22 protein-coding genes and 1 pseudogene are annotated in these 25,813 nt (G+C 40.9%); 8 read left to right on the top strand and 15 right to left on the bottom strand.

Annotated features, from left to right (window positions below):
* The first annotated feature begins 134 nt into the window (after positions 1-134).
* The 3 genes from ACH11B_RS13775 (at position 135) to ACH11B_RS13765 (ending at position 3,672) form a co-directional block, all read left to right on the top strand.
* On the top strand, positions 135-338 hold the full coding sequence (locus tag ACH11B_RS13775) for a hypothetical protein (RefSeq protein WP_377612167.1): 204 nt from the start codon (positions 135-137) through the stop codon (positions 336-338).
* 86 nt (positions 339-424) lie between these two features.
* Positions 425-2,563, top strand: a complete 2,139-nt coding sequence (locus ACH11B_RS13770; protein WP_246860266.1) for a TonB-dependent siderophore receptor — start codon at positions 425-427, stop codon at positions 2,561-2,563.
* Positions 2,564-2,604: 41 nt separating this feature from the next.
* Complete coding sequence (locus tag ACH11B_RS13765) at positions 2,605-3,672, top strand: PepSY-associated TM helix domain-containing protein (RefSeq protein ID WP_404274031.1); 1,068 nt, start codon at positions 2,605-2,607, stop codon at positions 3,670-3,672.
* A 223-nt stretch (positions 3,673-3,895) separates the two neighbouring features.
* Here ACH11B_RS13765 and ACH11B_RS13760 read toward each other — a convergent pair whose 3' ends face one another.
* Positions 3,896-4,963 carry an NADH:flavin oxidoreductase/NADH oxidase gene (locus ACH11B_RS13760; protein ID WP_377612171.1) on the bottom strand — a complete coding sequence of 356 codons (1,068 nt, stop codon included), beginning with the start codon at positions 4,961-4,963 and terminating at the stop codon, positions 3,896-3,898.
* Positions 4,964-5,233: 270 nt separating this feature from the next.
* On the opposite strand from ACH11B_RS13760, the gene ACH11B_RS13755 reads away from it, so the two are divergent.
* Genes ACH11B_RS13755 through egtD form a run of 5 tightly spaced genes read left to right on the top strand, consistent with a single transcriptional unit; the run spans position 5,234 to position 11,322 of the window.
* Positions 5,234-6,625, top strand: a complete 1,392-nt coding sequence (locus tag ACH11B_RS13755) for a mercuric reductase (protein ID WP_377612173.1) — start codon at positions 5,234-5,236, stop codon at positions 6,623-6,625.
* A gap of 5 nt (positions 6,626-6,630) precedes the next feature.
* Complete coding sequence (locus ACH11B_RS13750; RefSeq protein WP_377612175.1) at positions 6,631-7,590, top strand: ABC transporter ATP-binding protein; 960 nt, start codon at positions 6,631-6,633, stop codon at positions 7,588-7,590.
* Positions 7,587-9,158 carry an ABC transporter permease/substrate-binding protein gene (locus tag ACH11B_RS13745; protein ID WP_377612177.1) on the top strand — a complete coding sequence of 524 codons (1,572 nt, stop codon included), beginning with the start codon at positions 7,587-7,589 and terminating at the stop codon, positions 9,156-9,158. Before ACH11B_RS13750 ends, ACH11B_RS13745 begins: the two co-directional genes overlap by 4 nt.
* Positions 9,159-9,162: 4 nt before the next feature.
* Positions 9,163-10,314 (top strand): ergothioneine biosynthesis protein EgtB, encoded by a 1,152-nt coding sequence (gene egtB, locus ACH11B_RS13740; protein ID WP_377612179.1) that lies wholly within the window; start codon positions 9,163-9,165, stop codon positions 10,312-10,314.
* Between the two features lie 12 nt (positions 10,315-10,326).
* Positions 10,327-11,322: an L-histidine N(alpha)-methyltransferase gene (egtD, locus tag ACH11B_RS13735; protein ID WP_377612181.1), complete on the top strand. Its 996-nt coding sequence runs from the start codon at positions 10,327-10,329 to the stop codon at positions 11,320-11,322.
* An 87-nt stretch (positions 11,323-11,409) separates the two neighbouring features.
* Here the strand turns inward: egtD and ACH11B_RS13730 are convergent, their stop codons facing one another.
* From ACH11B_RS13730 to ACH11B_RS13665, 14 genes and pseudogenes are all read right to left on the bottom strand, one after another.
* Entirely contained in the window at positions 11,410-12,171 is a 762-nt protein-coding gene (locus tag ACH11B_RS13730) for a TerC family protein (protein ID WP_013665836.1), read from the bottom strand.
* Between the two features lie 13 nt (positions 12,172-12,184).
* A complete protein-coding gene (locus tag ACH11B_RS13725) occupies positions 12,185-12,466 on the bottom strand; it encodes a zf-TFIIB domain-containing protein (protein WP_377612183.1) in 282 nt (93 codons plus the stop codon).
* A 152-nt stretch (positions 12,467-12,618) separates the two neighbouring features.
* Positions 12,619-12,867 (bottom strand): hypothetical protein, encoded by a 249-nt coding sequence (locus tag ACH11B_RS13720; RefSeq protein ID WP_130857078.1) that lies wholly within the window; start codon positions 12,865-12,867, stop codon positions 12,619-12,621.
* A gap of 207 nt (positions 12,868-13,074) precedes the next feature.
* A complete protein-coding gene (locus tag ACH11B_RS13715; protein WP_377612185.1) occupies positions 13,075-13,878 on the bottom strand; it encodes a DUF2490 domain-containing protein in 804 nt (267 codons plus the stop codon).
* A gap of 1 nt (position 13,879) precedes the next feature.
* Positions 13,880-14,329 carry a PepSY-like domain-containing protein gene (locus ACH11B_RS13710; protein ID WP_377612187.1) on the bottom strand — a complete coding sequence of 150 codons (450 nt, stop codon included), beginning with the start codon at positions 14,327-14,329 and terminating at the stop codon, positions 13,880-13,882.
* Between the two features lie 305 nt (positions 14,330-14,634).
* Positions 14,635-15,915: a HAMP domain-containing sensor histidine kinase gene (locus ACH11B_RS13705; protein ID WP_013665831.1), complete on the bottom strand. Its 1,281-nt coding sequence runs from the start codon at positions 15,913-15,915 to the stop codon at positions 14,635-14,637.
* Entirely contained in the window at positions 15,912-16,589 is a 678-nt protein-coding gene (locus tag ACH11B_RS13700; protein WP_149105469.1) for a response regulator transcription factor, read from the bottom strand. Before ACH11B_RS13700 ends, ACH11B_RS13705 begins: the two co-directional genes overlap by 4 nt.
* Before the next feature lie 158 nt (positions 16,590-16,747).
* On the bottom strand, positions 16,748-17,635 hold the full coding sequence (locus tag ACH11B_RS13695) for a dienelactone hydrolase family protein (protein ID WP_149105468.1): 888 nt from the start codon (positions 17,633-17,635) through the stop codon (positions 16,748-16,750).
* A gap of 245 nt (positions 17,636-17,880) precedes the next feature.
* Positions 17,881-18,600, bottom strand: a pseudogene (locus tag ACH11B_RS13690) (metallophosphoesterase family protein); the annotation flags it as partial.
* A 21-nt stretch (positions 18,601-18,621) separates the two neighbouring features.
* On the bottom strand, positions 18,622-18,834 hold the full coding sequence (locus ACH11B_RS13685) for a hypothetical protein (protein ID WP_377612189.1): 213 nt from the start codon (positions 18,832-18,834) through the stop codon (positions 18,622-18,624).
* A gap of 245 nt (positions 18,835-19,079) precedes the next feature.
* Entirely contained in the window at positions 19,080-21,410 is a 2,331-nt protein-coding gene (locus ACH11B_RS13680) for an SEL1-like repeat protein (protein WP_377612191.1), read from the bottom strand.
* 6 nt (positions 21,411-21,416) lie between these two features.
* Positions 21,417-22,682, bottom strand: coding sequence for a hypothetical protein (locus tag ACH11B_RS13675; RefSeq protein WP_377612193.1), 1,266 nt, complete (start codon positions 22,680-22,682; stop codon positions 21,417-21,419).
* 425 nt (positions 22,683-23,107) lie between these two features.
* Entirely contained in the window at positions 23,108-25,060 is a 1,953-nt protein-coding gene (locus ACH11B_RS13670; protein WP_377612195.1) for a sensor histidine kinase, read from the bottom strand.
* A 16-nt stretch (positions 25,061-25,076) separates the two neighbouring features.
* Complete coding sequence (locus ACH11B_RS13665) at positions 25,077-25,709, bottom strand: LuxR C-terminal-related transcriptional regulator (protein WP_377612197.1); 633 nt, start codon at positions 25,707-25,709, stop codon at positions 25,077-25,079.
* Positions 25,710-25,813 lie beyond the last annotated feature (104 nt).

The raw sequence follows: 25,813 nt of genomic DNA, 5'->3' as shown, positions 1-25,813 counted from the left end.
TAATGCAGCCTTTCGGCAGATTTTGGTTATTCGTATCTTTTAAATTAAATCAGCAGTATATAGCGACGGAGCTCTGTATTAATCGAGATCGGCCCGAATTACAGTGTAACGGGCAATGTGTTTTGATGAAAAAAATGAAAGAGCTCGAAAAAAGAGAACATGAACAGCAGCAGGAAATGATAAAGCAGCTGGCTGAAATCATCTATTTACAAACGCCCCAACTTGCTCAACTTAATACAATTCCTACTTACAACATTAAGCAATCTTTTCTGATTGCCTATACCCAAGGAAGGCCAACTAATTACCATACTTCTTTATTGAAACCACCCAGGGTGTAATTTAAAATCTTTTTCAGACATAGGCATCAACCGTTTTAGCAAGATTCGGCATGCATTCTTTTTTGATTTTAAATTATGCTTTAACAATGAGATTCATAAGTAGTCTCTTTGTGTTATTGCTTCTTTCTATAGCAGTAACGCAAGGACAAACCATTTCTATCGATACGAACACCACGCGTAAACTCGACGAGGTATTGATCAGTGCACGACAAAAGCGCTATCAGATTGATAGTGTAACCAATGTTACGCGCACACCCAGTTCGTTGCAGCAAACACCGCAATCCATACAAGTGATTAGCCAACAGGTCATTCGCGACAAGCAGGCATTTACGCTAAACGATTTAACGAATACCTTAACAGGCGTAAAGGCCAATAACGGTATGGGATATTACAGCCTAAGAGGCTTTACTTTTTACAATCCTTTTGACGCAGGCATCATCACCTTCAACGGCATACGGGGAAATTTGTATTTATGGAGCCAACAACCGCTACTTTACAATATAGAACAGGTTGAAGTATTAAGGGGACCTTCTTCGGTTCTTTTCAGTAATAATGCACCGGGGGGCACCATAAATTTTACCACTAAAAAACCATTATCGCTGCCGCAGCTGGAATTAAGTGCATTTTATGGCAGCTGGAATGCTAAACGATTTTCTTTGGATGCTACGGGCCCCTTAACTAAGAATAAAAAACTGCTTTATCGTAGTATTGTCGGGTACGACCAAGGAAATAGTTTTCGCGACTATCAGGATGTTCGTAACTTGTTAATTGCTCCTTCCCTTTCTTATGAATTTAATTGCACCGGCAAACTGCTGCTGGAAGTAAACTACGCCTACGAGAAAGCCGTGCAGCAATATGACCGAGGTTCTTATGTTTTCACTCGCCCTGATGGTACCTTTGATTTTGATTATTATCCGAATAACCTAACGGCACAGAGCCCGAGTGACTATGGAAAAACGCATAACACATCCGTCAATCTGCGTTACGATCAACAATTGGGCAATAAGCTCCGACTTACCTTGGTGCAACGTTATGTGCGAAGTCGTTTCGATTATACCGACCATATTGTAACCGGTTTGATTCAGCATGACTCGATCAGTAGATCGTATCAAGACTGGCTATACGACCAATTTAACTGGCAAACAACGGCCTTTCTCAACTATGTTTTAAAAACAGGGCCATTAACTCATAATATCTTAACCGGTATCGATTATAATAATTATGGTTGGCATAAAAATGACTACCGAAATTCACCGGCGCAACGCATTAGCATTTTTAATCCCGATTATAGCCTTGACCCCCCAGCCCCTAACCCGGAAGTCGATTATTACGACGACAATAAAGAGCGTATTCATTTAATTGGCACTTATGTGCAGGATCAGATAAAATATAAAGATTTAATTTTGTTGCTATCCTTGCGCTATGACGATTACAGCTTGAGACGCGTCCCTTTATCAGCGCGTGATAATGAGCAAGGAAACGAATCGGATGCTTCGGCCTGGATTCCGCGAGTAGGATTAGTCTATTCGCCTATTGATGCGCTTTCCTTTTACGGCAGCTACACCACATCCTTCAATCCACAAACTTCCAATTCAGTACGAAACGGAGGGCCATTCCCGCCAAGAACAGCCAAGCAGGTTGAAGTGGGCAGCAAATCGTCTTGGTTCGAGAATCAATTTTCATTGACATTGGCGGCTTATCAGATCGATTACACCAATATATTAGCTGCTGCGCCGACAGATGAAAACCCAAATAGACAAGTCGCCATCGATGGAACACGTAGCAAAGGTTTTGAGGCCACTACCCAAGGGAACATTCATCATTTCAATCTGATAGTTGGATATGCGTACAACGATCATGTACTATTATCCGATAATACCTTAGGCGCTAAAGGTAGTCGCTTTGCAAATGCTCCCAAGCATATGGCCAATGCCTGGATCAAATACAATTTATCAACTGGTTTTGCAAAGGGGCTTGGTATCGGTATCGGTGGCAGGTACACCAGCAACCAGGTAGGTTTTGTAAGTGCACAAAATTTTTTGATACCAGCTTCCACTGTACTTGACGCTATGCTTAATTATGAACGTAACCGCTATAACATTCAATTCAATGTATATAATATTACAGATGAACGCTATTTTTTAGGCGGCAATTCGCGTACGGTTACGGCCTCGTTGGGTAATCCTTTTAATTTTAGAATAGGCATTAATTACCTGATTCGATAGTGACGTCAATAAAGAACAGATTACTACGCTGGGTATTTAGAATGCACGGCGTAACAGGGCTGATAACAGGTATTTTTCTAATCTTACTGGGATTGAGCGGATCAGCATTGGTTTTTATGGAAGAGTTGGACCATTATACCAATAGGCATCTTTTTCAAGTAAAAGAAACCGCGGCCAAAATGTCGCTTGATACGATCTATCATCGCATTACCGCTCAATATCCTCGGCTTAGCGGCATCGCCTGGTTAAATCCGCAAGCAGCTCCCACCGAAGCTTACAATTATCGTTTATACCTAAATGATAGTAAAATCCATACCTACGATCTAGCTGTATTGACCATTGATCCCTATACGGGTCGTATTATACGCGAAGGACGTTATGATCAATGGCAATCCGGCTTTATGCAGTGGTTATTTCAATTTCATTTCTCCTTTCATTTTGGTATGCCGGGTACCTTATTAACCGCTGTACTCGGAATAACTATGCTTATTTCTATTCTTACGGGCGTGCTGATTTATCGAAAACAGGTATGGAAAGTTTTGTGCTTTAAAAAACCGATTCGATGGCACAATAGAAGGATGCTAAGTTCCGATCTGCATCGTATCGTCGGTATTTGGTCTTTGTTGTTTAATGCGGTTATCTTTTTCACTGGCTTTTGGCTGAATCTTTTTGCCTTTGACTCGAGTGCATGGCACAGTAAAATGCAAGTAAATCCGCCCAATCGAGCAGATGTCCTCTCAATTGACAGCCTTTATAAGAAAGCTTCCCATGCATTGCCGCAGCTTAAAGTCCATTCCGTATATATGCCCACTCAACCCGGTCGCGGCTTCGCCATTCGCGGTAGCTTACCGGGTGATAATCCATTTTTTGGACAGGCAAGTAGCGTTACGTTAGACGTCAAAAGCGGAGCGGTCGAAGCTATAAAAGAATCCGATAAACTTGATTTCTCCGAAAAACTGCGCACACTGGTTCTACCCCTTCATGCCGGTAGTTTTGGTGGTCTGCCCATTCGGATATTATATGTATTCATTGGTTTAACGCCTGGTTTATTAAGCATCACCGGTTTTTTATTATATCTAAAAAGAACGAATAAACAACGTAAAAGCTAGTAAGCAACAAAAATCCAACTACACCGCCAAATACTTTTTCCCGCAAAAAAGTATTCAAAAAAGCTCGTCGCCGGAATCTTGCTATAATGGTATGCATCAACATGCAAACAGCAAATTTCCTAGGCGACATTTCCGAAAGCCAACGGTTCATACTTTTAACCGAACGTATTAGCTTTAGCCTTTAAATATAGCCCTGTGTATGGGATCCCTACTATACAAGCGATTAATTCGGTTTGGCCCTTTCATACTGAATCGGCCATTCAATCGAATCCCGCAACTCATCAGCAGCCTGTAGCGGAAAATAAGGATTGCGCAAAAGTTCACGCGCCATGGCAATTAAGTCGGCATCGCCATTAACAAGAATGGTTTCGGCTTGCGTAGCATTGGTTATCAGCCCAACGGTTGCTGTTAGAATACCCGCTTCTTTCTTTATTTTTGAAGAAAAAGGCAATTGGTAAGCAGGACCTACAGGGATTTTTTGATAAGGAACAAGTCCGCCACTAGATACATCCAGTAGATCGACACCTCTGGTTTTGAGAATGGACGCTAACTGGATTGATTGATCCAAATCCCATCCACCTTCCGCCCAATCGCTAGCTGAAATTCTTACAAATAAAGGCAATTCTTTCGGTGCCACGCTTCGCACCGCATCAATAACTTCCAGTAACAACCGGATGCGATTCTCGAAACTGCCTCCATATTCATCTTGCCTGTGATTACTCAAAGGCGATAGAAATTGGTGCAACAAGTACCCATGTGCCGCATGTATTTCGATAAGCTCGAATCCGGCACGCAATGCACGCTCGGCCGCTGACTTAAAATTACTTACGATGGCACGAATCCCCTCTATATTCAATTCGACAGGTACGGCATAATTATCGGAGAAAGCAATTGAAGAAGGGGCCACCGGCACCCAGCCACCATCTTCAATACTAACTTTCCCTCTACCCTTCCAAGGCGCAGCCGTGCTGGCCTTACGCCCCGCATGGGATAACTGAATCCCAGGCACGGATTGTTGATTTTTAATAAATTGGGTAATCTGCAATAGCTTCTCAATATGGGCATCATTCCAAATACCTAAGTCGTCAGGTGAGATTCTGCCGTCGGGCGATACAGCGGTAGCTTCAGCGATGATTAGCGAAGCACCCCCAATAGCCCTACTTCCCAAATGCACTAAATGCCAATCATTGGCAAATCCGTCTACGGCGGAATATTGACACATCGGAGAAACTATTATTCTATTTTTTAAGGTAATTCCATTCAACGGGAGTGGACTGAAAAGCTTCGACATAGTAAAGAAATAAATTAAAACACAAGTTTAAGGAAGGAATCTGAAATGTCCATCATCGTCGTCATTGCGAGGAAGAATGACGAAGCAATCTGCGTTTTTTTAGGTGATCATCACCTTTTAGAAACCTTCCTTTACATCAAATGTAGGGAAATTGTGTTAGATAGATGTCAGAGAAAATTAAAAGTGAACCCCGTTCACAAACCATTTAAGTGCTTTCTTGTTAGGAATTAAGGTGCTTGCGGACCTTCGAACACCTAGAAACCAATATATATGAAGATTAGACAATATGATGCCATTGTTATTGGCTCCGGACAGGCGGGCGTTCCCTTAGCGAAAAAACTTGCGAACCATGGAAAAAAAGTAGCCATCATTGAGAAGCGATGGATTGGCGGAACTTGCGTGAACGACGGTTGCACGCCTACTAAAACATGGATAGCTTCTGCAAAAGCAGCTTATGATGCCCACAAAAGTACTGAGCTCGGCGTTTTTGTAGAAGACGCTAAAATTGACATGACCATTATAAAAAAGCGTAAGGACAAAATCGTCGAAAATGCACGGAGCGGAAATCAAAAAGCATTGGAGAGTACTAAAAACTTAGATGTCATCTTTGGTGAAGCCGCTTTTACGGATTTCAAAACGATCGGTGTGACTTCCGATACCGGGTCTCAACAGATACTGAAGGCAGATTTATTTTTCTTGAATACAGGTACTGTCCCATTTATCCCCGAAATTGAGGGCCTCAACGCCATTAATTTCCTTACCTCGACCAGCATACTCGAATTGGATCAAGTGCCTGAGCATTTGCTAATTATAGGCGGCAATTATATTGGCCTGGAGTACGGCCAAATGTTCCGTCGCTTTGGCAGCAGAGTCACGATTGTGGAAAAATCGCCAAGAATTATGGCTCGCGAGGATCCGGACGTATCCGAAGAAATGCACAAATTACTGAAACCGGAAGGAATCGACATCCTGCTCAATGCGGAAACCACCTTTTTCGACAAGCAGGGACCTGAAAAAGTTGTAGCGACCATCCATACCAACGGAAAAAAGCAAAAAATTAGTTGTAGTCACGTGTTGGTCGCTACAGGCCGTGTTCCACAGACTGGACCGCTTAAGCTAAACAACACCGGTGTAAAACTCGACAATAAAGGATACATAAAGGTAAACAGCAAACTCGAAACCAATGTAAAAGGCATTTATGCCTTAGGTGATGTGAAGGGCGGACCTGCATTTACCCATATTTCATATAATGATTATACAATTGTTTATCGTAATCTTTTGGAAAACACGAACTATACAACACGTAACCGATCGATACCCTATTGTGTATTTACCGACCCGCAGCTCGGACGCATCGGCCTGAGTGAGACAGAAGCGAAAAAGCAGGGCTTAACTATAAAAGTAGCGAAGCTGCCGATGACCGCTGTGGCCCGCGCAGTTGAAACAGGCGATACCCGTGGTTTTATGAAAGCCATTGTAGATGCCAAAAGTAAACGAATACTAGGGGCCTCTATTCTTGCAGCGCAAGGCGGCGAAATCATGACCATCTTACAAATGGCTATGGAAGGTAAAATCACTTACGACCGCATACGCTATGGCGTGTTTGCACATCCGCTTTATGCCGAATCATTAAATAATCTTTTTATGACATTGGAAGATTAAAATTTATGATCAAAGTACAAGGGGTAAGTAAATCGTTCAACGGCCTAAAAGCAGTGAATGAGCTGTCTTTGGAAATAAAGGAAGAAGAAAATTTGATCCTTCTCGGTGCGAGTGGTTGCGGTAAAACGACAACGCTTAAAATGATTAACTGCCTGATTAAACCAGATCAAGGACAAATTTTCATTAATGGCAAGAACATTCAGGACCAGTCGCCGATCGACCTGCGACGGAATATCGGTTATGTTTTACAAAATAATGGCCTGTTCCCCCACTATTCAGTCGCTCAAAACATTGCTATCGTTCCACACTTATTGAAATGGGATAAAAAACGGATAGAAACGAGAGTAGATGAGCTATTGGAAAAACTACACCTTCCCAACTCCTATCGAAGCAGGTATCCGCACGAATTAAGCGGTGGGCAACAACAACGCGTAGGAATTGCCAGAGCATTGGCAGCTCATCCTCCGATTTTGCTCATGGATGAACCTTTTGGGGCCTTGGATAACGTTACTCGGACAAAAATACAGGAAGAATTTAAAGCTTTAGATGAATTAAAAAGAAAGACCATCGTTATGGTTACGCATGATGTCCAAGAAGCGTTTACACTGGGTAACCAAATCTGCTTAATGGATAAGGGAGCAGTTGTCCAAATAGGCAAGCCTTGGGATCTATTATTTAAACCGTCCCATTCGCTGGTAACAAGCTTTCTACAGGAGCAACGTTTACAACTCGAGTTCAAGACAATTCTATTGGCAGCGTTATGGCCTTGGCTACCCACAGCGGACCAAACAGATAATCATATCACTCTTTCGTCCCAATCCACACTATGGGATGCACTGGAACGCCTTCAGCAGAATAAAACCGAAACACTTCAAATCGTCGACCATAAAAAAGAAGCAAAAACAGCAGGATTTGAGCAGTTAATGTCAGCTATTTACCGCTATAAAAAAACCATCGTTACATGAACGAACAACAGCAAACGCTCTGGCACTTTATGTGGCAACAGGCAGATAAGCTGTTGGTCCAAACCTTACAGCATATAGGCCTGACCTTCATTTCCTTGTTGATAGCGGTATTGTTGGGACTACCGCTGGGTATTTTAATTGCACGAAATCGAAATTTATCCGGAATTGTTTTAGGTACTGTTGGTATCTTGCAAACTATACCAAGCATCGCCCTACTAGGATTTCTAATTCCCGTACTTGGTATAGGTGCTAAACCAGCTATTGTAGCCTTATTTCTCTATGCTCTTCTTCCGATCATCCGCAATACCTATACGGGTATTACGGGCATTAACCCAACTGTCAAGGAAGCCGCTATTGCGCTTGGTCTTAACAAACAACAACTACTTCTACAGGTTGAATTACCACTCGCAATGCCCGTAATATTAGCGGGTATACGCACGGCTACCGTCATTAACGTCGGAGTGGCTACTTTGGCTTCTTATATTGCCGCCGGCGGCTTAGGCGAGTTCATCTTCGGCGGAATTTCTTTAAACAATACAAACATGATACTTGGCGGCGCTATACCGGCCGCATTACTCGCTTTGCTCTTTGATTTTTTACTTTCCCGTTTACAAAAATTGAATATTAAAACGCTTAACCGAACTACCCTTGCTATACCGGTATTACTTATTTTATTAAGTCTGCTTTATTTTGTTCCCACGGCCTACGGAACAAAGCTCGTTGCCGGCTTTACGCCGGAATTTATGGGACGACAGGATGGGAATGTGGGGCTTGAAAGAATCTATGGCTTAAAAATTCATACGGTGGTCATCAATGACGCGGTCATGTATAAAGCCGCCTATGAAAAGCAATTGGACGTCATTAGCGGCTATTCGACCGATGGTCGTTTAAAAGCATATGACCTGGTTGTTTTAAAGGATGATAAGGGTATTTTCCCACCTTACTATGCAGCGCCCATTGTTCGAAATCAAGCGCTGGAAAAATTCCCTTCGCTCGAAAAAACATTGAATCTGCTGGTCGGAAAAATAAACGATAGCGTGATGACCGATCTAAATTACCGCGTTGATCATCTCCATCAATCACCTGAGCGTGTGGCACATGACTTTCTGAAAGCACACGGCCTGTGGAGAGAAAGAGGAGGAAAAAAGAAGGGAACAGTACGCTTGGGTTCTAAAATCTTTGGCGAACAATACATCTTGGCCAGCCTGTACAGTCAGTTAATAAAAGGTTTCACGGATTATGATGTAGTTGCCAAAACCGGCCTAGGCGGCACTAAAATTTGTTTCGATGCGTTGATGAATGATCAGATCGATCTTTACCCGGAATATACAGGAACAGGCCTCCTAGCCATTCTGAAGCCACCTCAGCAAACGATTGATTCATTAGGTGGCGATAAAGATAAAACCTTCGCCTATGTCAAGGACCAATTCGAAAAAAAATACGGAATTAGCTGGCTGAAGCCTATCGGCTTTAATAACGCCTATGCACTCATGATGCGGAAACAGCAGGCAGAAACCTTTCATATTGAAACCATATCAAATCTCAAAGAGTATTTAAAAAATCAATAGTCATATGGATATATACACTCGTTATAAAAGTCTTCGTCAACGAACAGAAGATATTTGCCGTCCGCTAGCGATTGAAGATTATGTCGTCCAACCGATCGTAGACGTGAGTCCACCTAAATGGCATCTTGGACATACCACCTGGTTTTTTGAAACCTTTATTTTAACCCCTCATGTTCAGGGATATCAGCCATTTAATCCGGATTACAATTACGTTTTTAACAGCTACTACGAAACCATCGGCAATCGGGTCATCCGTACAGATAGAGGTAATCTTAGCAGACCAACCGTTGATGATATCTATCGCTACCGCCAACATGTAGACGAAGCCATGTTAAAAATACTTTCGGCTCCTCTCGAGCCGGAAGTAAGCGATCTAATTGTATTGGGCATTCATCACGAGGAACAACATCAGGAACTTTTATATACGGACATTAAGTATATATTGGGCCACAATCCCCTATTTCCAGCCTATGATGTCACGTATCAACCACCTACTTTGAAATCAACATCAACTAATGATTTTATTCGCATTAAGGAAGGACTTTACGAAATTGGGTTTAAAGGGGATGGCTTTTGCTTTGATAACGAACTTGGTAGACATAAGGTTTATCTTAACGAATTTGAAATAAGTAACCGTTTAGTAAGTAATGCCGAATATCTTGAATTTATAAATGATGATGGTTACAGCGATTTTCGCCATTGGCATGCCGAGGGCTGGGACTGGGTCAGAAACGAAAAAATAACGGCACCCCTCTATTGGCATTTCATTGACAATAGTTGGTATCATTATACGTTTCGGGGTCTGGAACCTATTGATTTAGAAGCATCTGTACGACATGTAAGTTACTTCGAGGCTTATGCTTATGCGGCTTGGAAGGGTTTAAGATTGCCTACTGAATTTGAATGGGAGGTGGCTGCGCCAAATTTTACCTGGGGAGAAAACTGGGAATGGACAGAAAGTGCCTACTTACCTTACCCTGGATTTAAAAAGGCCCCTGGCGCGATTGGTGAATACAATGGTAAATTTATGGTTAACCAAAAAGTATTACGTGGAGCTTCTGCGATTACCTCGCCCGGGCACAGTCGTCTCACGTATCGAAATTTTTTCCAGACCAATCTACGCTGGCAGTTTACGGGCATTCGGTTAGCAAAATAATTGACAAAGAGCATGAACAAAAATATTTCAGATTTAATGGATGACCTATTCGAAGCCGCTAATACAAAAACAGCACTTTTTTATAACGATGTTATAAAAGGCCTTCGGGAGAACCCGAAGCACTTGGATTCTAAATATTTCTACGATGCGGCGGGCGACAAGCTATTCCGCGAAATCATGAACTGCCCTGAATATTATCTTACCCGGGCCGAACTCGAAATTTTTTCAGAGAAGACTGTCGAGCTTGCAGCGGCACTTAGCCGTGACCGGGATAGTTTTGATCTGATTGAATTAGGTGCCGGTGATGCAACAAAATCGACCTACCTTCTAAAAGAATTGTCAGGGCAGCAGATGGATTTTCGCTACATCCCCATTGATATATCGGCAAATGTAATTGAGAATCTTAACGAAAGTTTACCTAAAGTACTACCTCGACTTAAACTGACGGGTCTGAACGGTGAGTATTTTGAGATGCTGGAAAAAGCGACCTCGTTATCAAATAGGCCTAAAGTTGTTTTATTCTTAGGATCAAATATCGGCAATATGCCCGTAGACAGGGTGACCGAATTTTGCAAAAAACTCCGCAAGCATTTATCTAAGGGCGACCGCCTACTTATGGGGATGGATATAAAGAAAAATCCCAAGACGATCTTGGCGGCTTATAATGATAAAAGCGGTATCACAAAACGTTTTAACCTGAACCTACTCGAGCGAATTAATCGCGAGCTCAATAGCAATTTTATTATAAGCCGTTTTGACCATTACGCTACCTATGATCCGGAAAGCGGGGCTTGCAAAAGTTATCTTATCAGCCTTGACAATCAGACCGTACAAATAGGTGAAGAGGTCTTTCACTTCGCTGAGAATGAGCCGATTTTTATGGAGATCTCACAAAAATTCAGCTTCGAGCAGATTCAAGACTTAGCCGATAAATCCGGGTTTAAATTTATTGATCAACTGTTTGACAGTAAAAAATGGTTCACTGATGTTATTTGGTCAGCTGAATGATATTTGGTATTTTCTCCCGTCATAAAAATAAGAAAGCAAAATCCCGCGGCATTTCAGGCTCACGGGATTTTGATCAATTCTCCCGTTTTATAACTGCGTATCGTTTAGTTTAATGGTTCGTTTTTTTCGAAGTCGGATATTCAATAATTCGACAATCAACGAAAAACCCAAACAAGAATAAATAATGCTTTTACTTACCTCCTGATGGAAACCTCCGGCAATTAACACTACGCCTATGACAACCAGAAACGTTAAAGCAAGCATCTGCAAGGTAGGCTGTTTGTTAATAATCCGTAATACAGGGCCGGCAAAAGCCATCATTACACCGATGGATATAATAACCGCTATAATCATGATCAGTACATAATCAACTAAACCTACTGCAGTTAAAATTGAATCGAAGGAAAAAACAGCATCAACCAAAACTATTTGTACTAAGACCGCACCGAAGCCAACCGGACTTTTTTTCTGGTGTAGGTCTTCATCCTGTTCTTGCAATTTATGATGGATTTCTAAGGTGCTTTTCACAATCAGAAAGAGTCCACCAGCTATCAGAATGAGATCCTTGTAGCTAAGCGGGATGTCCTCCTTACCAAATAAACTTAAGGTCATAACCGGGTCCTTCAGTCCGATAATCCAGTTTATGCAAAGCAATAAGGCAATTCGGAAAACCATCGCCAAGGTCAAGCCAAGATTACGTGCTTTGCGCTGTAATTTCTCCGGCAACTTTCCTGCAACAATGGAGATGAAAATGATATTATCGATACCTAATACAATCTCAAGAAAGCATAAAGTAATCAGGCTGATCCAAACTCCGGGATCGGCAAAATTAGGGATTTCAAATTCCATAGGGCGTCAGGGATTAATCGAAGTCAAATAAATCACCTAAAAACGATTTCTTTTTATGTGGTCGTTGTTGATAACGCTTATCACGATAGTCGGATTTGTCTTTATAGTCGTTCCACGGATTTGAGCTGTTATATGATTCAGAAGGCTCATCGTTTTGCCCATTATCAACGTAATTGATAATTTTGTCAAGCTCTCCTTTGTCGAGCCAAATCCCACGACATTTTGGACAATAATCTATTTCCACTTGGTATCTTTCGGACATCAGTAAAGTTTCATTACAATTCGGACATTTCATTTTACTACTTTTTTTTAGGATTCAACTCAGTATCTATTAATTAAAATTGAACAGGTTTAACGACATAGCAAACCTACACTCGCTTTTCCATGTTCATTCGTCACCCGCTTGTCGGGGAACCTACAATTAGAAGTTATATGAAATATGGTCCGTCAGAACAAGGTATAGATGTGTAAAAAAGTATAATAGGAAGGCTTTAGCCAGCACCCATGGATAAGGAAAAAGGTCGTAATGCTTTGATTAACCGATACTACCGACTCTGCATCAATTCGCTTGTACTTTTCGAGTCCCTTCTTTTCTTTTTCGGCATGGATGTATTTTCCCGGCCCAATTTCCAAATCGTCCAACAGCGTCTCTTGGACGAGTACGCTCTGCACTTCCTTTCCTGTATTTAAAAGCAAGTTTTGATAAAGCAGAAAAAAAGGAAAGAGTATGCTCAACCACAGTAGTAGTAGAGAAAAACGCTTTCTGATTATTATGTTGTCGCGTAAGAGGGAAGACACAAACTATTACTTTTTATTCAAAAATAAACATTATAGACTTTCATTAGATACTATAACAGACAATATCAGCGAAAAGTTACAAAAAACGAAAAGGTATTGACTCATTTAGTTCCCCTGCTTATGTCTTAGCAAACCAAAGGGATTATTATAGATTACATCCAGTGCTAGGTAGTGTGCAGAAAAAGGCGACTGGGATCCCACCAAATTGTTCATATAGCCAAGATCAATGGTGAACGGTAACTCCTGTGGTGATATCGAATAATAAAAAGTGAATCTGCTTTCCCGATATTTGAAGCTCGACCACCTTTCAGACAAGGCACTTCTGCTTGTTGAAAATAAGGATTCGTATCCACCAATAAGCTTATGAATTTTGTGTTTATCTAAATTGATTGCAAGTTGTAATTTTAAACGTGACCGAAGTTGAAGATCTTCCGAAGATGCTTCTTCAAAAGGTTGAGCAAAAGTTCGAAGCTCTTGCCGAAAAGTAGGGGTGAATTTTAGCCTTTCATTTTTAATTGTATAGGCCATTCGTCCGTACAATCTCCACTCCCGTTCAAAACCCGCAACTGTTCGTCTATAAGGAGCAAAATCGTTATACTCCTCTTGCTTCCGATAACTCAAAGCGATTGAGTATTGCCAATGCGGGTGAAACCGATGATAAAATTCCTGATTTATCACCAGAATAGCAGGCTTAAAAAATAGGGCGTAATTGTCCGGATTACTTTTACGCCCTAAACCGATATAAGACATCGATTGCCATTTTTTTGAGACACCTAAATCTTGCCTTAATCCAAACGCAAACCAACCGGCGGTGTTTGCTTCCCCTAAGCCAGGGGGACTAATCTGAGCATAAGTTGCGCTTGATAAACAAAAAGCGGTAAAGCAAAGAAGCAAAAGGAGCTTTTTCATGTTAATCCAACGCGCTGCTCAACACCTTCCCATTCGTATCAAAAGCCGCCTTTAGTTCTTCGGCAGCACTTTTCAGTTCAAGTGTATAGACAACTTGTTGCGCTTTCGTAATCTTCTTCACATCTTCTATACGATATTTATTAAAGTCTTTTTTGATCGTTGCTAACACCGTTGAAGGCAAATCCTTTTTGGAAATTTCTTCTTTATGTTCGATCAACTTCCCTCCTTTATCGTACCATACATCATGATCTACAGACAAGAGACCTGTCTCAAACTCAACCTTGTATAGATCGCCCTGCATCTCCCATTCTACGTCCGAAGCTTTTGGAAATGCTTTATTGAAACTGTTTACCACGACGGACGGAACCTGGCTTGGTTGGATATCCTGTCCAAGCGAAACACCGGCATTGATCAGCAATGCGAAAAAACCGGTTAACATACTCTTTTCCATGTTCTTTTAATTATTGATTTAATACAAAGAAATGGGTCAATTCTGGAAAAAATCTGGAATACAAAACGCAAAGACACAAATGTAATATTCGCCTATTATGCATTAGTTTCTTCATCCGTTTATCATACTAAAGTTCTACCCTTTCCCTAAACAGGGGGTAAAGAAAGGGTAAACAAAAGGTATAGTCAGAGGTAAAGAAAAGGTAAACGAAGGGTATAGAAACAGTAAGGAAAAGGTATTGCAAGTATAAGCGTTTGTTTGGTGTGATCCTGCGACTAGTTCTTGTCTCAGAATAGACGGCATTTTCACTTTACATTATTAAATCGAATCTCGAAGCAATGTTTGCTGTCAAAAAAATAATACGAAACATTAAAATCATACAGATTACAGATAGCTTTCATAATGGCTAAGCCTAGGCCGGTTCCCTCCGATTTTTTGTCGGTCGATTTATAAAAACGATTAAATATTTTATCAACTTCGAGTGGCCCGCTTTTCGCTGTATTGCTTACGGTTAGCGCATCAGTCTTTATTTCAACACGAACCTGCCCGTGGGGCATGTTATGAAAAATCGCATTCCTAATGAGGTTAGAAACAATAATATTAGCCAATGCGGGGTCCATTTCCACGGTTAAATCCGCCTCTTCATGTACTTCTATTGCTATATTTTTAAATGTTGCAAACTCCTCTAAATCTAGTAAGGTTTGTTTTATCACTTCATTCAAGGATATATTTTGCTGATCAAAAAATTGCTTGTTTTCGATTTTTGTTAAAAGTAATAGGGATTTGTTCAGACGAACTAAGCGTTCGATTATTTGCAGTACTTGCGCAATATTTTCCGCTTGCTCATTTTCTATATTTCCCTTCTCAAGCAGTAACTCCAATTTACTCGTAGCTATCGCTAAGGGTGTTTGTAACTCATGCGAAGCGTTTTCAATGAATTGTTTTTGCTGTTGGTAAGTTTCCATACTATGCTGCAGCAACGTATTAACGGCATCCTTCAGCATACTGAATTCTTTCACATCGGTATTTATATCAGGTAGCTCCCTACTACGTCCTAACCTGAATCTAGTAACCTGGTTTAAGAAGTTATAGAAAGGCTGCCATAATTTTCGTAAAACAATGTTGTTGATAAGAATAATACTCACGACCAAAATGACATAGAGCCAGAACACCGACCAAAAAAGATCTTCAATTAAATCATCTTCTTCTACCATTGAATTGATGACTCTCAACTCATAAAAATGTCCTTGGTGTTCGAATGCAGTTGTAAGCATGCGCACGGGCTCTAAATCGTCTTCATCCAGCATATACATAAGCGTGTCCGAATACCGATCTTTCATTTTAATCGCAAGTTTTTCCCCCACTTCCCGAATGGCATAGTTACTTTCATCAAAATAGTTTTTCTTCAATATGGTAGAGTCTGTATCTGCTTTTTGAAGAATCAGCACTTTATAATTTTCCAAGCCATCGTCAATGCTATCATGAATTTCATCGAGCATATTGATGTAAAAAATGATTGACCAGATGGTTACAATGAGTAAAATCGAAACGGAAAGATATTTCAGTGATTTATTGAGCAGCTTCATTTCTCTACCATTTTATAACCGACTCCGTAAACCGATTCGATTTCAATCGCTGCATTAGCTTGCTGTAATTTTTTTCGAAGGTTTTTAATTTGATAGTAAATGAAGTCGAGGTTGTCTGCCTGATCAATGTTATCGCCCCAAACATGTTCGGCCAAAGCCGATTTGGTAACCAGACGATTGGTATTTAGTAGAAAATAATTGAGTATGTCAAACTCCTTTCGATTGAGTGCAACCGCTTCCCCATTCACTAAAAGTTGTCGCTCATTTAAGTCTAACACAACATTTCGTGTTTCGATCGTATGTTTACCGTCCAGCTTCTTTCTTCTTAAAACTGCTTTGATACGTGCATTGAGTTCCGCAATATGAAAAGGTTTAGTTAAATAATCGTCCGCTCCCAGTTCAAGTCCTTTTAGTTTATCATCCAACGAATCTTTTGCCGAAATAATGATAACGTTCTCTGACTTTTCGGATTGTTTCAGCTGTTCCAACAATTGAAGTCCGCTACCACCAGGCAACATAATGTCCAGCAGAATACAATCATAATCATACATCTGGATCTTGTCCATGGCCGTATGATAGTCGCTAGCTGACTCAATTAAAAAGTATTCTTTAAGCAACGAAGAAGTAATAGCGTCCAATAGATCTTCCTCGTCCTCAACAATCAAGATTTTCATCTAGTTATCATTTGTTCGTCATCAACTTCGGGACCACTGAAAAGCTGTCCTTACCCACCTATACGTAATTTTTCATTACGGCAAGTATAGGGTTAAATTCTGGAAAGAAGTTGGAATACCCGCTTTTATTTATAGGTATCCTTTTACAAACTTTTACCTTACTTTAACTTTTGAGAAAAGAAGTCGATGGTACGTTTCCATGCCAACTGCGCAGCTTCTTTGTCGTACCGGGGCGTGGTATCATTGTGAAACCCGTGATTGGCATTCTCGTATATAAAAGCCTTATAATCTTTATGATTTTCCTTTAATGCTTTTTCATAAGCTGACCATCCTTCATTTACGCGGGTATCGAGTGCTGCATAATGCAACAGCAAAGGCGCTTTTATTTGCGGCACTTCATCCAAAGGAGCTTGGCCACCATAAAAAGGAACCGCCGCAGCCAAGTTTGGAATTCGGACTGCCATCATGTTGGCAATCCAGCCCCCAAAACAAAAACCAACTACCCCGACCTTACCGTTGCAGAACTTGTCCTTTTCTAGATAATTAAAGGCTGCGATAAAATCTTCGAGCATTTCATTTCTATCCCGTTTACTCTGCAATTCGCGGCCTTCATCATCATTACCTGGATAACCACCGAGCGGACTTAAGGCATCAGGAGCCAAACTTACAAAGCCTGCTAATGCAGCACGTCTCGCAACATCTTCTATGTGTGGGTTAAGCCCTCTGTTCTCATGCACTACAACGATACCGCCCAATTTTTCTACATCGTTTTTAGGCATGCTTAAAAGCGCTTTTATAGTACCGCCACCCTTGGGTGATGGGTAATCGATGTAGCTTGAAGTGATTCTAGGATCATCGGCTCGCACCTGAATAGCATCCTGATAATCAGGCATTAGAAAACTCATTAGCGACGTAACGGTAACTCCACCAACCGCATAAACCGAAAGCTTTTGCATAAAATCGCGCCGAGTGATACGATTGTGCGCATAATCATCATATAGATCAAAAACTTCCTGTTTTACATCTTCTTTTTTTAGGCTTTTCATAATTATGAATTTTTATAAAATTAAGAATGAACGGAACAAATACACGGATTAGTCATGTAAAATTTAAATGACTATCGATAGCCGTCGGCTGGCTAATGTTTAGAAGAAATGACAAAGGCCTTGCCTGGGAAGCAATGGCCTTTGCATATTATAATCAACCTAAACCTTATCTAGTTAACAGCATTCTTAATATTTTGTTTTGTCAAATAAAAACATCAACACGAAATACGTTTAGGGGCGCCAATTTATACCTTCCAGCCGTAAGGAATGTACACATTATCAAAAGTACCATCTTCGTATAAATCGACTATGGCATATCCGTTTTTTGTAGCGTAGCGATCACCTTTCCACCAATTACCACTTACCGCGCCATTACTAATATAGGTAACACCTTGGTACTTTACTTCATCATTAAGGTGAATATGTCCACTTAAAGCTAATTTAACCTGTGGATGCTTGGTGAACAAAGTGACAACGCGCTCTGCATCATTTAAAATAGCACCACCACCCAACTGATAACCGGTATCCACTTTGCCTAAATGACCAACAACCAAAGGCGCTGCTGATAAGATAGGTGCGTGCGATAAGATCACCGTATGTTTATCTTTATTCGCCTCGAGGTCTCGCCCTAGCCATTCAAACTGCTCATCATCTAGCTGGCAAGCATACCATTGCCCGTCCGTTGCCCTAACTTGTATACTATCCAATACGACAAAATGCCATCCAGCTTGATCGAAACTACGATAGGGCCTTTCTAGATGCATCATTTCTAAAGCATAATTCTTACCATAAAGTGGATCGTTTTTTTCAGCGGCCCCCCAGCAGTCGTGGTTCCCAATACAGTATGCGATAGGTAAACTGTTTTCATCTTTCATTAACTGGTGCCAAAGATTCCACTGTGTAACAACCCGATCTTTCGGCTGCTTTAGGGCGTCCATAATACAATCGCCCGTATTAACGATTAAAGTAGGCTTATCTGCTTGCGACTACACGTGGTGTAAACAGCTAGCCAGACCTTTAGGCGCATCTAATTCGGGTTGCATGTGAACATCTGTTAAATGTGCAAAACGCAAAGAACGCTTGGCTATTTTTCCATTACTCAAATGGGTACTTGGTGTTTCGGCAAAAACAGATTTGCCCAAGACTAAACTGGACAGCGTGCCAATTCCCAAACTCTTTAATAATGATCTACGGTTCATTGTTGTTTTTTTATCAGCAAAAGTAAAACCGACAATATTAGCTTAGTGTTAAGAAATGGTTGTCTTTAACGCACTGTATAATCATCTGTATTGTATAAATTCCGGACAAACAGTACGCTAAAAAGATGTAAGGGCCCCGCATTTGAGTATACGACGCCCTTGCTATTTTTAATCCAACTGACTATATAACGAAATGATTAGCGAAAACGCGACAAGAACATGTGTTTTAGCCAACCGATTTAGGTCTATGGAATTTCCAATCCCTGCGCTCTTGCCTTACTTAACCATTCTTTGGCTTGCTCTTCATCTTTTAGTTCTTCATCCGATCTTAAAATGTTATATATTTCCAGTATAGAATTGATATCGCCCATCTCGTTCGCTTTTTTAAAAGTTGACAAGGCCTTTCGATTATCGGCCCGACAGCCCAAGCCGTCTTGGTACATGATAGCTAAGAGATAGGTGCAATAAGCGCTCCCCTCCTTACTACCTTGCCTAAGATAAGATAAGGCCTCATCGTAATATCCCGTTTCTTTTGCCACATAGCCCAGGTAATCATAGGCGGGTCTTCCAAGATTCTCGGCTCGCTTTAGGTATTGATATGCCTTCTTCATATCCTGCTCCACCACAATTCCATCGGTATAAGCCATGCCTAGGTTAACATAAGCATAAACAACACCTGCCTCGGCCGCTTGTTTAAAATAAGCAAAGGCTTTTGCGTAATCCTGATCGGTGCCATAACCATGCTGATAACATAATCCCAAACCATTAAGTGCATACGCTGAGCCTAGTTCTGCCCCTTTAAGATACCAATGAAACCCCTTTTCATCATCCAGAAACTCCTCAAAAGCCGTATGTATGTACCCTAAATCACTCATTGCATCCGCGTAACCTTGATCTGCCGCTTGCTTCAGTAATACATAAGCTTCATCCACCTTGCCCTGTTCAAGCAATCGCGATCCCTTATCGAAAAGTTGTTCCACGGGTAATTCCGCTCCGCATTGATGTTCCAATATGTCTTTTTGTTGTTCGGTGATAACATAAGACCAATCATGACCAAGATAATCAATGCATTGCGCTGCCGTTAATGGTTCTATCGTTCCATCCGCAATGATAGAGACCGCCTCACCCTGCTTAAAGGCCAATAGTTCCCATCCTTTATCTGTTTCGTGTTTAGCATAGGGGACAATTGAATCAAATTGCTCCTTAAGCAGTAAGCCTTCACGGGTACAAAGGCCGTAGGCTCCATTCTTGAAAAAGCGATAAATCCCAAAATTATAATCCACTACATCGATTTGTAAGCAGCCATCTACGAGGACGTTGGTATTTAGTAAAAATAACGCTTTGTTTTTCTTACTGCTTAATAAAAAAGCATCATCAGTGAAAGCTTCCAACCTTGAATAAACCGGCGCTACCGTCTCTTTTCCGGTAACAGCTAACAAACCTTTTTTCGTAGCCTGCCGAATTTCATATAGTGGTGGTGCATAACTTAGTATGTTGATTTCATCATATTCGGCCGAGCATTTTTCCCCTGATAGGATATCGATCAGGAAATATCGCCCCCCCTCCTGTACCGTGCCTATGTTTCCCAAGGCATCCAAAGCATTATCGTAAATCAGCGGAAGCGGCTGCCTGCCCTGTCTGTCGATATAGCCCCACTTTTGGCCTTTACAAACCACAGCGTAAGATGCACCGTCGGGAAACTCATAGGCTTCATCATAGATACAAGCTATGCATTCCCCTCCGTTTTCATCGATCATTCCCCATTTACCATCACGCTGTACCAAAGCTACATTCGTTTCATCTCGCTTAAAGCCATATGCCAAATCATAGATTGCCGGGGTAATTTCATGCCCATTCCGATGAACAAAACCGAATTTATTATCGCGCTGATAAACGCGTATATCCAGACCTTCTGGAAACTCCTCGATTTCCGGCATATCTTCATCAATCGGAAAAATAACCTCCCAGCCGTAAGCATATACAGGTTCGTTAAAATATTGTCTGAAAGTATTATAACCATAGATGCTATCTTGAATATCCGGGCATTGATTAAGTAGCGAAGGATCGTTCGTTGTGATTGCTTTTCGTATAATTTCATTAGTCTTCTTAATCTGCGAAAGCAACGCTTGCCCCTGTTCATAATGTGAGCTTTCGTTCATATTAAAGACGTCGGATGCATCTAAATGAAAATAAGCATATCTAACATACCGTTCAAAATAATCAAACAGCCTCTTTTTGGCTTCCAAGAAAGAGGGAACGTCCTCTACTAACTTATCAGCATGTAATTCAATAAAGTTATAGAGCGCTTTAAACAGTTCAACCCCCGTCTTCGCAGGTGCGAAAATACCGCCTTCGGGATTATTGTAGCGTGTTGCTCCTAAAAATGGATGATCGGTAAACAAGGGATAAAAAAAGACGGGCAATTCGTATCCCCATTCGATCATCATCAAATTACCATCCTCATTTCCGCCATAAACGGAAAGCAAATCTAAAGGGTTTTTCAACAAGCCGCTTTGCCGACTTGGTTCAATGCGGCTGCCATCATTAAAATTATAAAGATAAATACGATGCGACATAACAGATTATATTCTTTCGTAGTATTTTAGATCAGTAATTTTTCCGGTACTTATATCCCATTGGTATTCAATCAACGTTTGATAGCCGCAGGCCTGTACCTGCCAAATATGATGGTTTGTTGTGGGCTTTACCCGGTGTAAATACCCCATCATAGCCTTCAATGAAAGCGCTTTATAATCAGGGCGTCCACTCCAACTTAATTGCCCTGCGATTGAATTAGCAAGCTGAGTTGTAATGGTTTCGACGGAAAAGACAGTTGGATTCAGGAAAGAAATACTTTGTAAAAAAGTGTCACCAAGCTCTTCTCCCGATATTTTAAGCCTGTATTCAGTTGGTAACACGCCTGTTGCCGGAAATCTAGACAACAGCGTTTTTCTCACTTGTGTATACTGATCAAGGTGTTCCAAAAAGAACTGTTGTTTTTTCACTGCCAAGGTCTGCAGTATCTCGGTATGCGATGCGCGAAGGTACGCTGTATCAGCCAATATACTCCAACCTATTTTCTGAAGACCTTGACTTAGCGAATCGACTGTTGTTTTCGGGTTTCCCGATACAGCCAAATTGGATAAATCAGGACTGCTATCTGAAAATGTAGCAAATCGCACATTATCTATGTCTTGTGTAGTGAGATTAAAATCAACGGCAATGCAATAATGGCGAGTGATCATAAAAAGCTGCCATTTATCCCGCAAAACCGGTAGCCCGTATATTAAAGGCCCAATTTGTGAATCGAGCATCAAATCATCATAAATGTTAGACGAAGTTTCTACAATGACCGGTAGCATCGTATTCGCGATTAATCCCATAATTGCCTCAGCAGTAAAAGATTGAAAAGTTAATAATCGGGCGTAATCGGCCTCCTTCCAAAGGATAGTAAGTGATGAGTCTACTATCGGAGTAAGGCGTAAGGCTTTTTCCAAATCTATAGGCGGAGGCGTTAACTTTTCAAAGCTCTGTCTACGAACGCTCTCATAAGCAAACCGATTTTCATCCAAATATTTACTTATCTCGCGAAAAAAAACACTCTTTTGCAATAATGTATTTCTTTCCTCCATGCTAGCATTAGAAACACTATCGGCTTGCTCAACGAAAGTTATCAACTCCTTCTCTAATCGATGCATAAAAGATACCGTTTTATCTTGCAAGGCGTAAGGTTCAGTAGAAACAAGCTGTCCATAAACAAAACCTGGAGTGACGGTAAAAAAAAGAAAGATTATTTTCCGGAAACGCATAATGCCGGATAAAGTAAACAAGATAAATTGCGTTTTCATCGATTGCTGCTTTATTAATAAAAAACTCTTTGAGCTTGGAAAGATCAATATTAGATCATTGAATTCAAATAGCGTTTTTCAGGTATCTTTTAGTTGTCACTATGAATAAGTCGGTATAACCCCTTGGGTTCTATATTCATCGAAAAGTTTGAGAAACATCTTTTCAGTATCTACATATTCATACTCTACAGCTTGGGAACCTTCTGTTTTACTTTATTCTGTAATTTCAAAAAGAGCTGATTGATTGACTTAATTTGATCTGTAGTTTACTTGGAGGATCTCCCAACAGCTTTTAGGATAGACAGTCCGATAAAAGCCAGCTTACGCACCTGATCAAAATCCACCATGCTGACTAAGCGATTTTCGCTCTTTCACCTTCCAGCGTAGTCGGACGGATGCAGCCACAGACAGCCATCTCTTCGGCATTATGATGATACTGAAGGAATGGATATGGTTATTTCAGTGCCTTTTGAGTCGGAATGTATTTTGATTTCGCCGTCCAAGGACTGAACCCGTTGGCGAATGGATCGTAAGCCCATAGTTGATTTCCCATTTCCATTGCCAGGTTTATTTTCACCGAGTCCTACACCATCGTCATTGATGGTCAATATAAGGTTGTTTTCTTCTTCGTAAATCAGGATTGCTACATTTTTAGCTTTGGCGTGTTTGATAATATTGGTAATTGCCTCCTGTATGATCCGAAGGAGTGTAATCCGCCTATCAGTACCGACATTCACCAAAGAGTTGTCATCAATGTGAATAGTTTTGTTATAGCGGCTATCGGGCAGGGAACGGTCAGTAAGAAGTTTGATCTGCTTTTCAAAGGACTGTTCTGGCAGTCTACCAGCGTCACTGAACCATTCGTGACTTTTGTTGCGAGCTACTTTGTATGCGTTTTCCGTTTCCACCTGAAGCGCATCCAATCTCTTTTTCAACAAAATATCATTCGTATCCATCGACAATGACTCTAGTTGATGCCTGATAGCGGCAATAGATGATGAAAGCCCATCATGAAGATCCTGTCCAAGCCGTTTTTGTTCTTCTCTTACTGCCTGATGTTTAGCCTCTTCCATGGCAATAATCTCCATATTGGCAGCATTGTTCAGAGCTTCTATCTGTTTTCTCGCTTTCCTGCTTCGATAAACCATTATTAGGTAGATCACCAGAATGAGAATAGATGATGCAGCTGAAATGAACACCAACCAAAATGTTCTTTGCTGCTTTATTTTCTCTGCCCTTTGGAGGGCGATGGCGCTGTGCTCTGCCTGCGTATAGGCATAAAGTAAGTCGCTCGATTCTGTCATTAGGCTTGCCTGCAGATCCCTTTCATGTTCCAGTGCAATGGCAAGGTAAGTATATGCCTCTTGGTAATTCCCCTGTAAGGCCTGTAGCTTGGCTTTGAACTCAGCGAGATCTGCACTTTGGCTTTTGCCAAAATTCGGAGAGGTTTCATACTTACTTATGTAAGAGCGAAGGCTGTCGGATTTTTGTAGGTTGAGGTAATTTTCTATACGTAAACGAATCAGGTTGATATCAATGAAGTTTGTTGCCTGATCTTTGTAGGTTACTTTTAAAGCTTCCATTTGGTTCAACAAATTTTTTGCATCATTATATCTGCCATCGAAATTGGCCACTGAATGCTCAATATCAATCATTAAAAGATCGGTGTACAGCAACTGACTCCTCGTAACCAGGTGTTTACGTTGAATTGCAGTGCCGATTTGCCTAGCCAAACGCGCAGTCTGGTGTACCGCTGTCGTGTCATTCCCTTTGGCATACCCCATTAGGGTTGGGGAAAGGATATATAAAGCATTCAACCCCACAGATTCGTCAACACGGTTCTGTTGTAACAGTCTAGGTAAGGTTTCCAGGTATTTTTTTTCGCCGTTAAACAGGTCAATAACTTTGCTATAAAGCCTTTGCTCCTGATAGATTTTACATTTCTGTAACTGCTCTACTAAAGGATGTTCCTCACCGTATTTTTTATATTCCGCAGTGATCTTTTCAGCATAATACATAGAGGCGCCTTTCTTCTTAAACATACGTGCATTGTTAAAAAAAAGAAAGTAATAGCTGATACGTGCCCGTTGATACTCGGTTTTGCTCCAAGCAATTTCTTCATAAAGAGAAAGAATATCTACCAATTCCCTGACTTCGAAATGCTTTCCTTCCGAAAATAGTTGATGGATTACCGAATCGGCCTTTACAAAATACTGCAGTGCGGGTAAGTGACCGGAATGGTAGGCGCCATTCAATTTATTGAATTCGATTTGTACATTTGTTTTCGATTGACCGATGGCCGTTTGACTGGCAATAAGCAGAAAAAACAGGCAAAGGATATATAAATCACTAAAAAACAGCTGAAATTTGCTTTTCATTTGGTTCGATAATAATTTAGATTAATTCATGTTTGCGTGCGTACAATAACAACTCGGTAATAGAATTCACGTTTGCCTTCGACATCATATTACGCCTATGTGCTACTACCGTATGCCGGCTAAGATGTGCCTTCTCGGCAGTATCGGCTATGGATAATCCTCGTGAAAAATACTGCAAGATTTCCAATTCCCGGTCTGTAAATGGTATCTTCTCTACATTTTTGGCATGCGCTACAATTTCGCTGATTACTGGGCAGATATATTGGCTGCCATCAGCTATGGCAGTAAGACATTGCAATACCGTATCAAATCCCGATGATTTAGAGATGAATCCATGAGGCTTATTGTCTAGAATATTTTTTATTGCTGTGGGACTTATGGTTGAACTCATTACAATGATCATGATCCGTCGATTTAAGCGTTTTACTTCATTGATAAATGTAAGACTGTTCTCATTTTTTAGGTAATAATCCAAAAATAAGCAAATGCGCATTTTTGAGTGTTTTATGAGAAAATGTGTTAACTCTCTTTTATCATCAAAAGTGTGGACAGCGCTAAAGATTTCGAACCGTTCTACCAGTGCCGAAAAAGAGTCGGCAAATAAAAGATGGTCATCAAAAATAATGGCGATCGTGTTGTTTTTGTCCATAAATCTATCTAATGTAGTAAAAATACAGCATCAGGTTCATACATAACAACTGATTATGAACATTTCTATGGGTGCGTCAGACTAAAGTAGTATATATCAGTTCG

Origin of the sequence: Olivibacter sp. EAT-5 (assembly GCF_044784325.1) — a bacterium.
In the GTDB taxonomy this organism is placed as follows: domain Bacteria; phylum Bacteroidota; class Bacteroidia; order Sphingobacteriales; family Sphingobacteriaceae; genus Olivibacter; species Olivibacter oleidegradans.
The sequence above is the reverse complement of the archived record's forward strand: the minus strand, read 5'-3'. Positions and strand labels throughout refer to the sequence as shown.

What these genes read in the sequence shown, in the direction of transcription:
- egtD (WP_377612181.1), top strand. Translation starts at nt 10,327, where the DNA reads ATGAACAAAAATATTTCAGATTTAATGGATGACCTATTCGAAGCCGCT.
- ACH11B_RS13710 (WP_377612187.1), bottom strand. Translation starts at nt 14,329, where the DNA reads ATGGAAAAGAGTATGTTAACCGGTTTTTTCGCATTGCTGATCAATGCC.
- ACH11B_RS13775 (WP_377612167.1), top strand. Translation starts at nt 135, where the DNA reads ATGAAAGAGCTCGAAAAAAGAGAACATGAACAGCAGCAGGAAATGATA.
- ACH11B_RS13670 (WP_377612195.1), bottom strand. Translation starts at nt 25,060, where the DNA reads ATGAAAAGCAAATTTCAGCTGTTTTTTAGTGATTTATATATCCTTTGC.
- ACH11B_RS13695 (WP_149105468.1), bottom strand. Translation starts at nt 17,635, where the DNA reads ATGAAAAGCCTAAAAAAAGAAGATGTAAAACAGGAAGTTTTTGATCTA.
- ACH11B_RS13750 (WP_377612175.1), top strand. Translation starts at nt 6,631, where the DNA reads ATGATCAAAGTACAAGGGGTAAGTAAATCGTTCAACGGCCTAAAAGCA.
- ACH11B_RS13730 (WP_013665836.1), bottom strand. Translation starts at nt 12,171, where the DNA reads ATGGAATTTGAAATCCCTAATTTTGCCGATCCCGGAGTTTGGATCAGC.
- ACH11B_RS13685 (WP_377612189.1), bottom strand. Translation starts at nt 18,834, where the DNA reads ATGAACCGTAGATCATTATTAAAGAGTTTGGGAATTGGCACGCTGTCC.
- ACH11B_RS13665 (WP_377612197.1), bottom strand. Translation starts at nt 25,709, where the DNA reads ATGGACAAAAACAACACGATCGCCATTATTTTTGATGACCATCTTTTA.
- ACH11B_RS13715 (WP_377612185.1), bottom strand. Translation starts at nt 13,878, where the DNA reads ATGAAAAAGCTCCTTTTGCTTCTTTGCTTTACCGCTTTTTGTTTATCA.
- ACH11B_RS13745 (WP_377612177.1), top strand. Translation starts at nt 7,587, where the DNA reads ATGAACGAACAACAGCAAACGCTCTGGCACTTTATGTGGCAACAGGCA.
- ACH11B_RS13675 (WP_377612193.1), bottom strand. Translation starts at nt 22,682, where the DNA reads ATGAAAACGCAATTTATCTTGTTTACTTTATCCGGCATTATGCGTTTC.
- egtB (WP_377612179.1), top strand. Translation starts at nt 9,163, where the DNA reads ATGGATATATACACTCGTTATAAAAGTCTTCGTCAACGAACAGAAGAT.
- ACH11B_RS13755 (WP_377612173.1), top strand. Translation starts at nt 5,234, where the DNA reads ATGAAGATTAGACAATATGATGCCATTGTTATTGGCTCCGGACAGGCG.
- ACH11B_RS13765 (WP_404274031.1), top strand. Translation starts at nt 2,605, where the DNA reads ATGCACGGCGTAACAGGGCTGATAACAGGTATTTTTCTAATCTTACTG.
- ACH11B_RS13700 (WP_149105469.1), bottom strand. Translation starts at nt 16,589, where the DNA reads ATGAAAATCTTGATTGTTGAGGACGAGGAAGATCTATTGGACGCTATT.
- ACH11B_RS13680 (WP_377612191.1), bottom strand. Translation starts at nt 21,410, where the DNA reads ATGTCGCATCGTATTTATCTTTATAATTTTAATGATGGCAGCCGCATT.
- ACH11B_RS13705 (WP_013665831.1), bottom strand. Translation starts at nt 15,915, where the DNA reads ATGAAGCTGCTCAATAAATCACTGAAATATCTTTCCGTTTCGATTTTA.
- ACH11B_RS13760 (WP_377612171.1), bottom strand. Translation starts at nt 4,963, where the DNA reads ATGTCGAAGCTTTTCAGTCCACTCCCGTTGAATGGAATTACCTTAAAA.
- ACH11B_RS13725 (WP_377612183.1), bottom strand. Translation starts at nt 12,466, where the DNA reads ATGAAATGTCCGAATTGTAATGAAACTTTACTGATGTCCGAAAGATAC.
- ACH11B_RS13770 (WP_246860266.1), top strand. Translation starts at nt 425, where the DNA reads ATGAGATTCATAAGTAGTCTCTTTGTGTTATTGCTTCTTTCTATAGCA.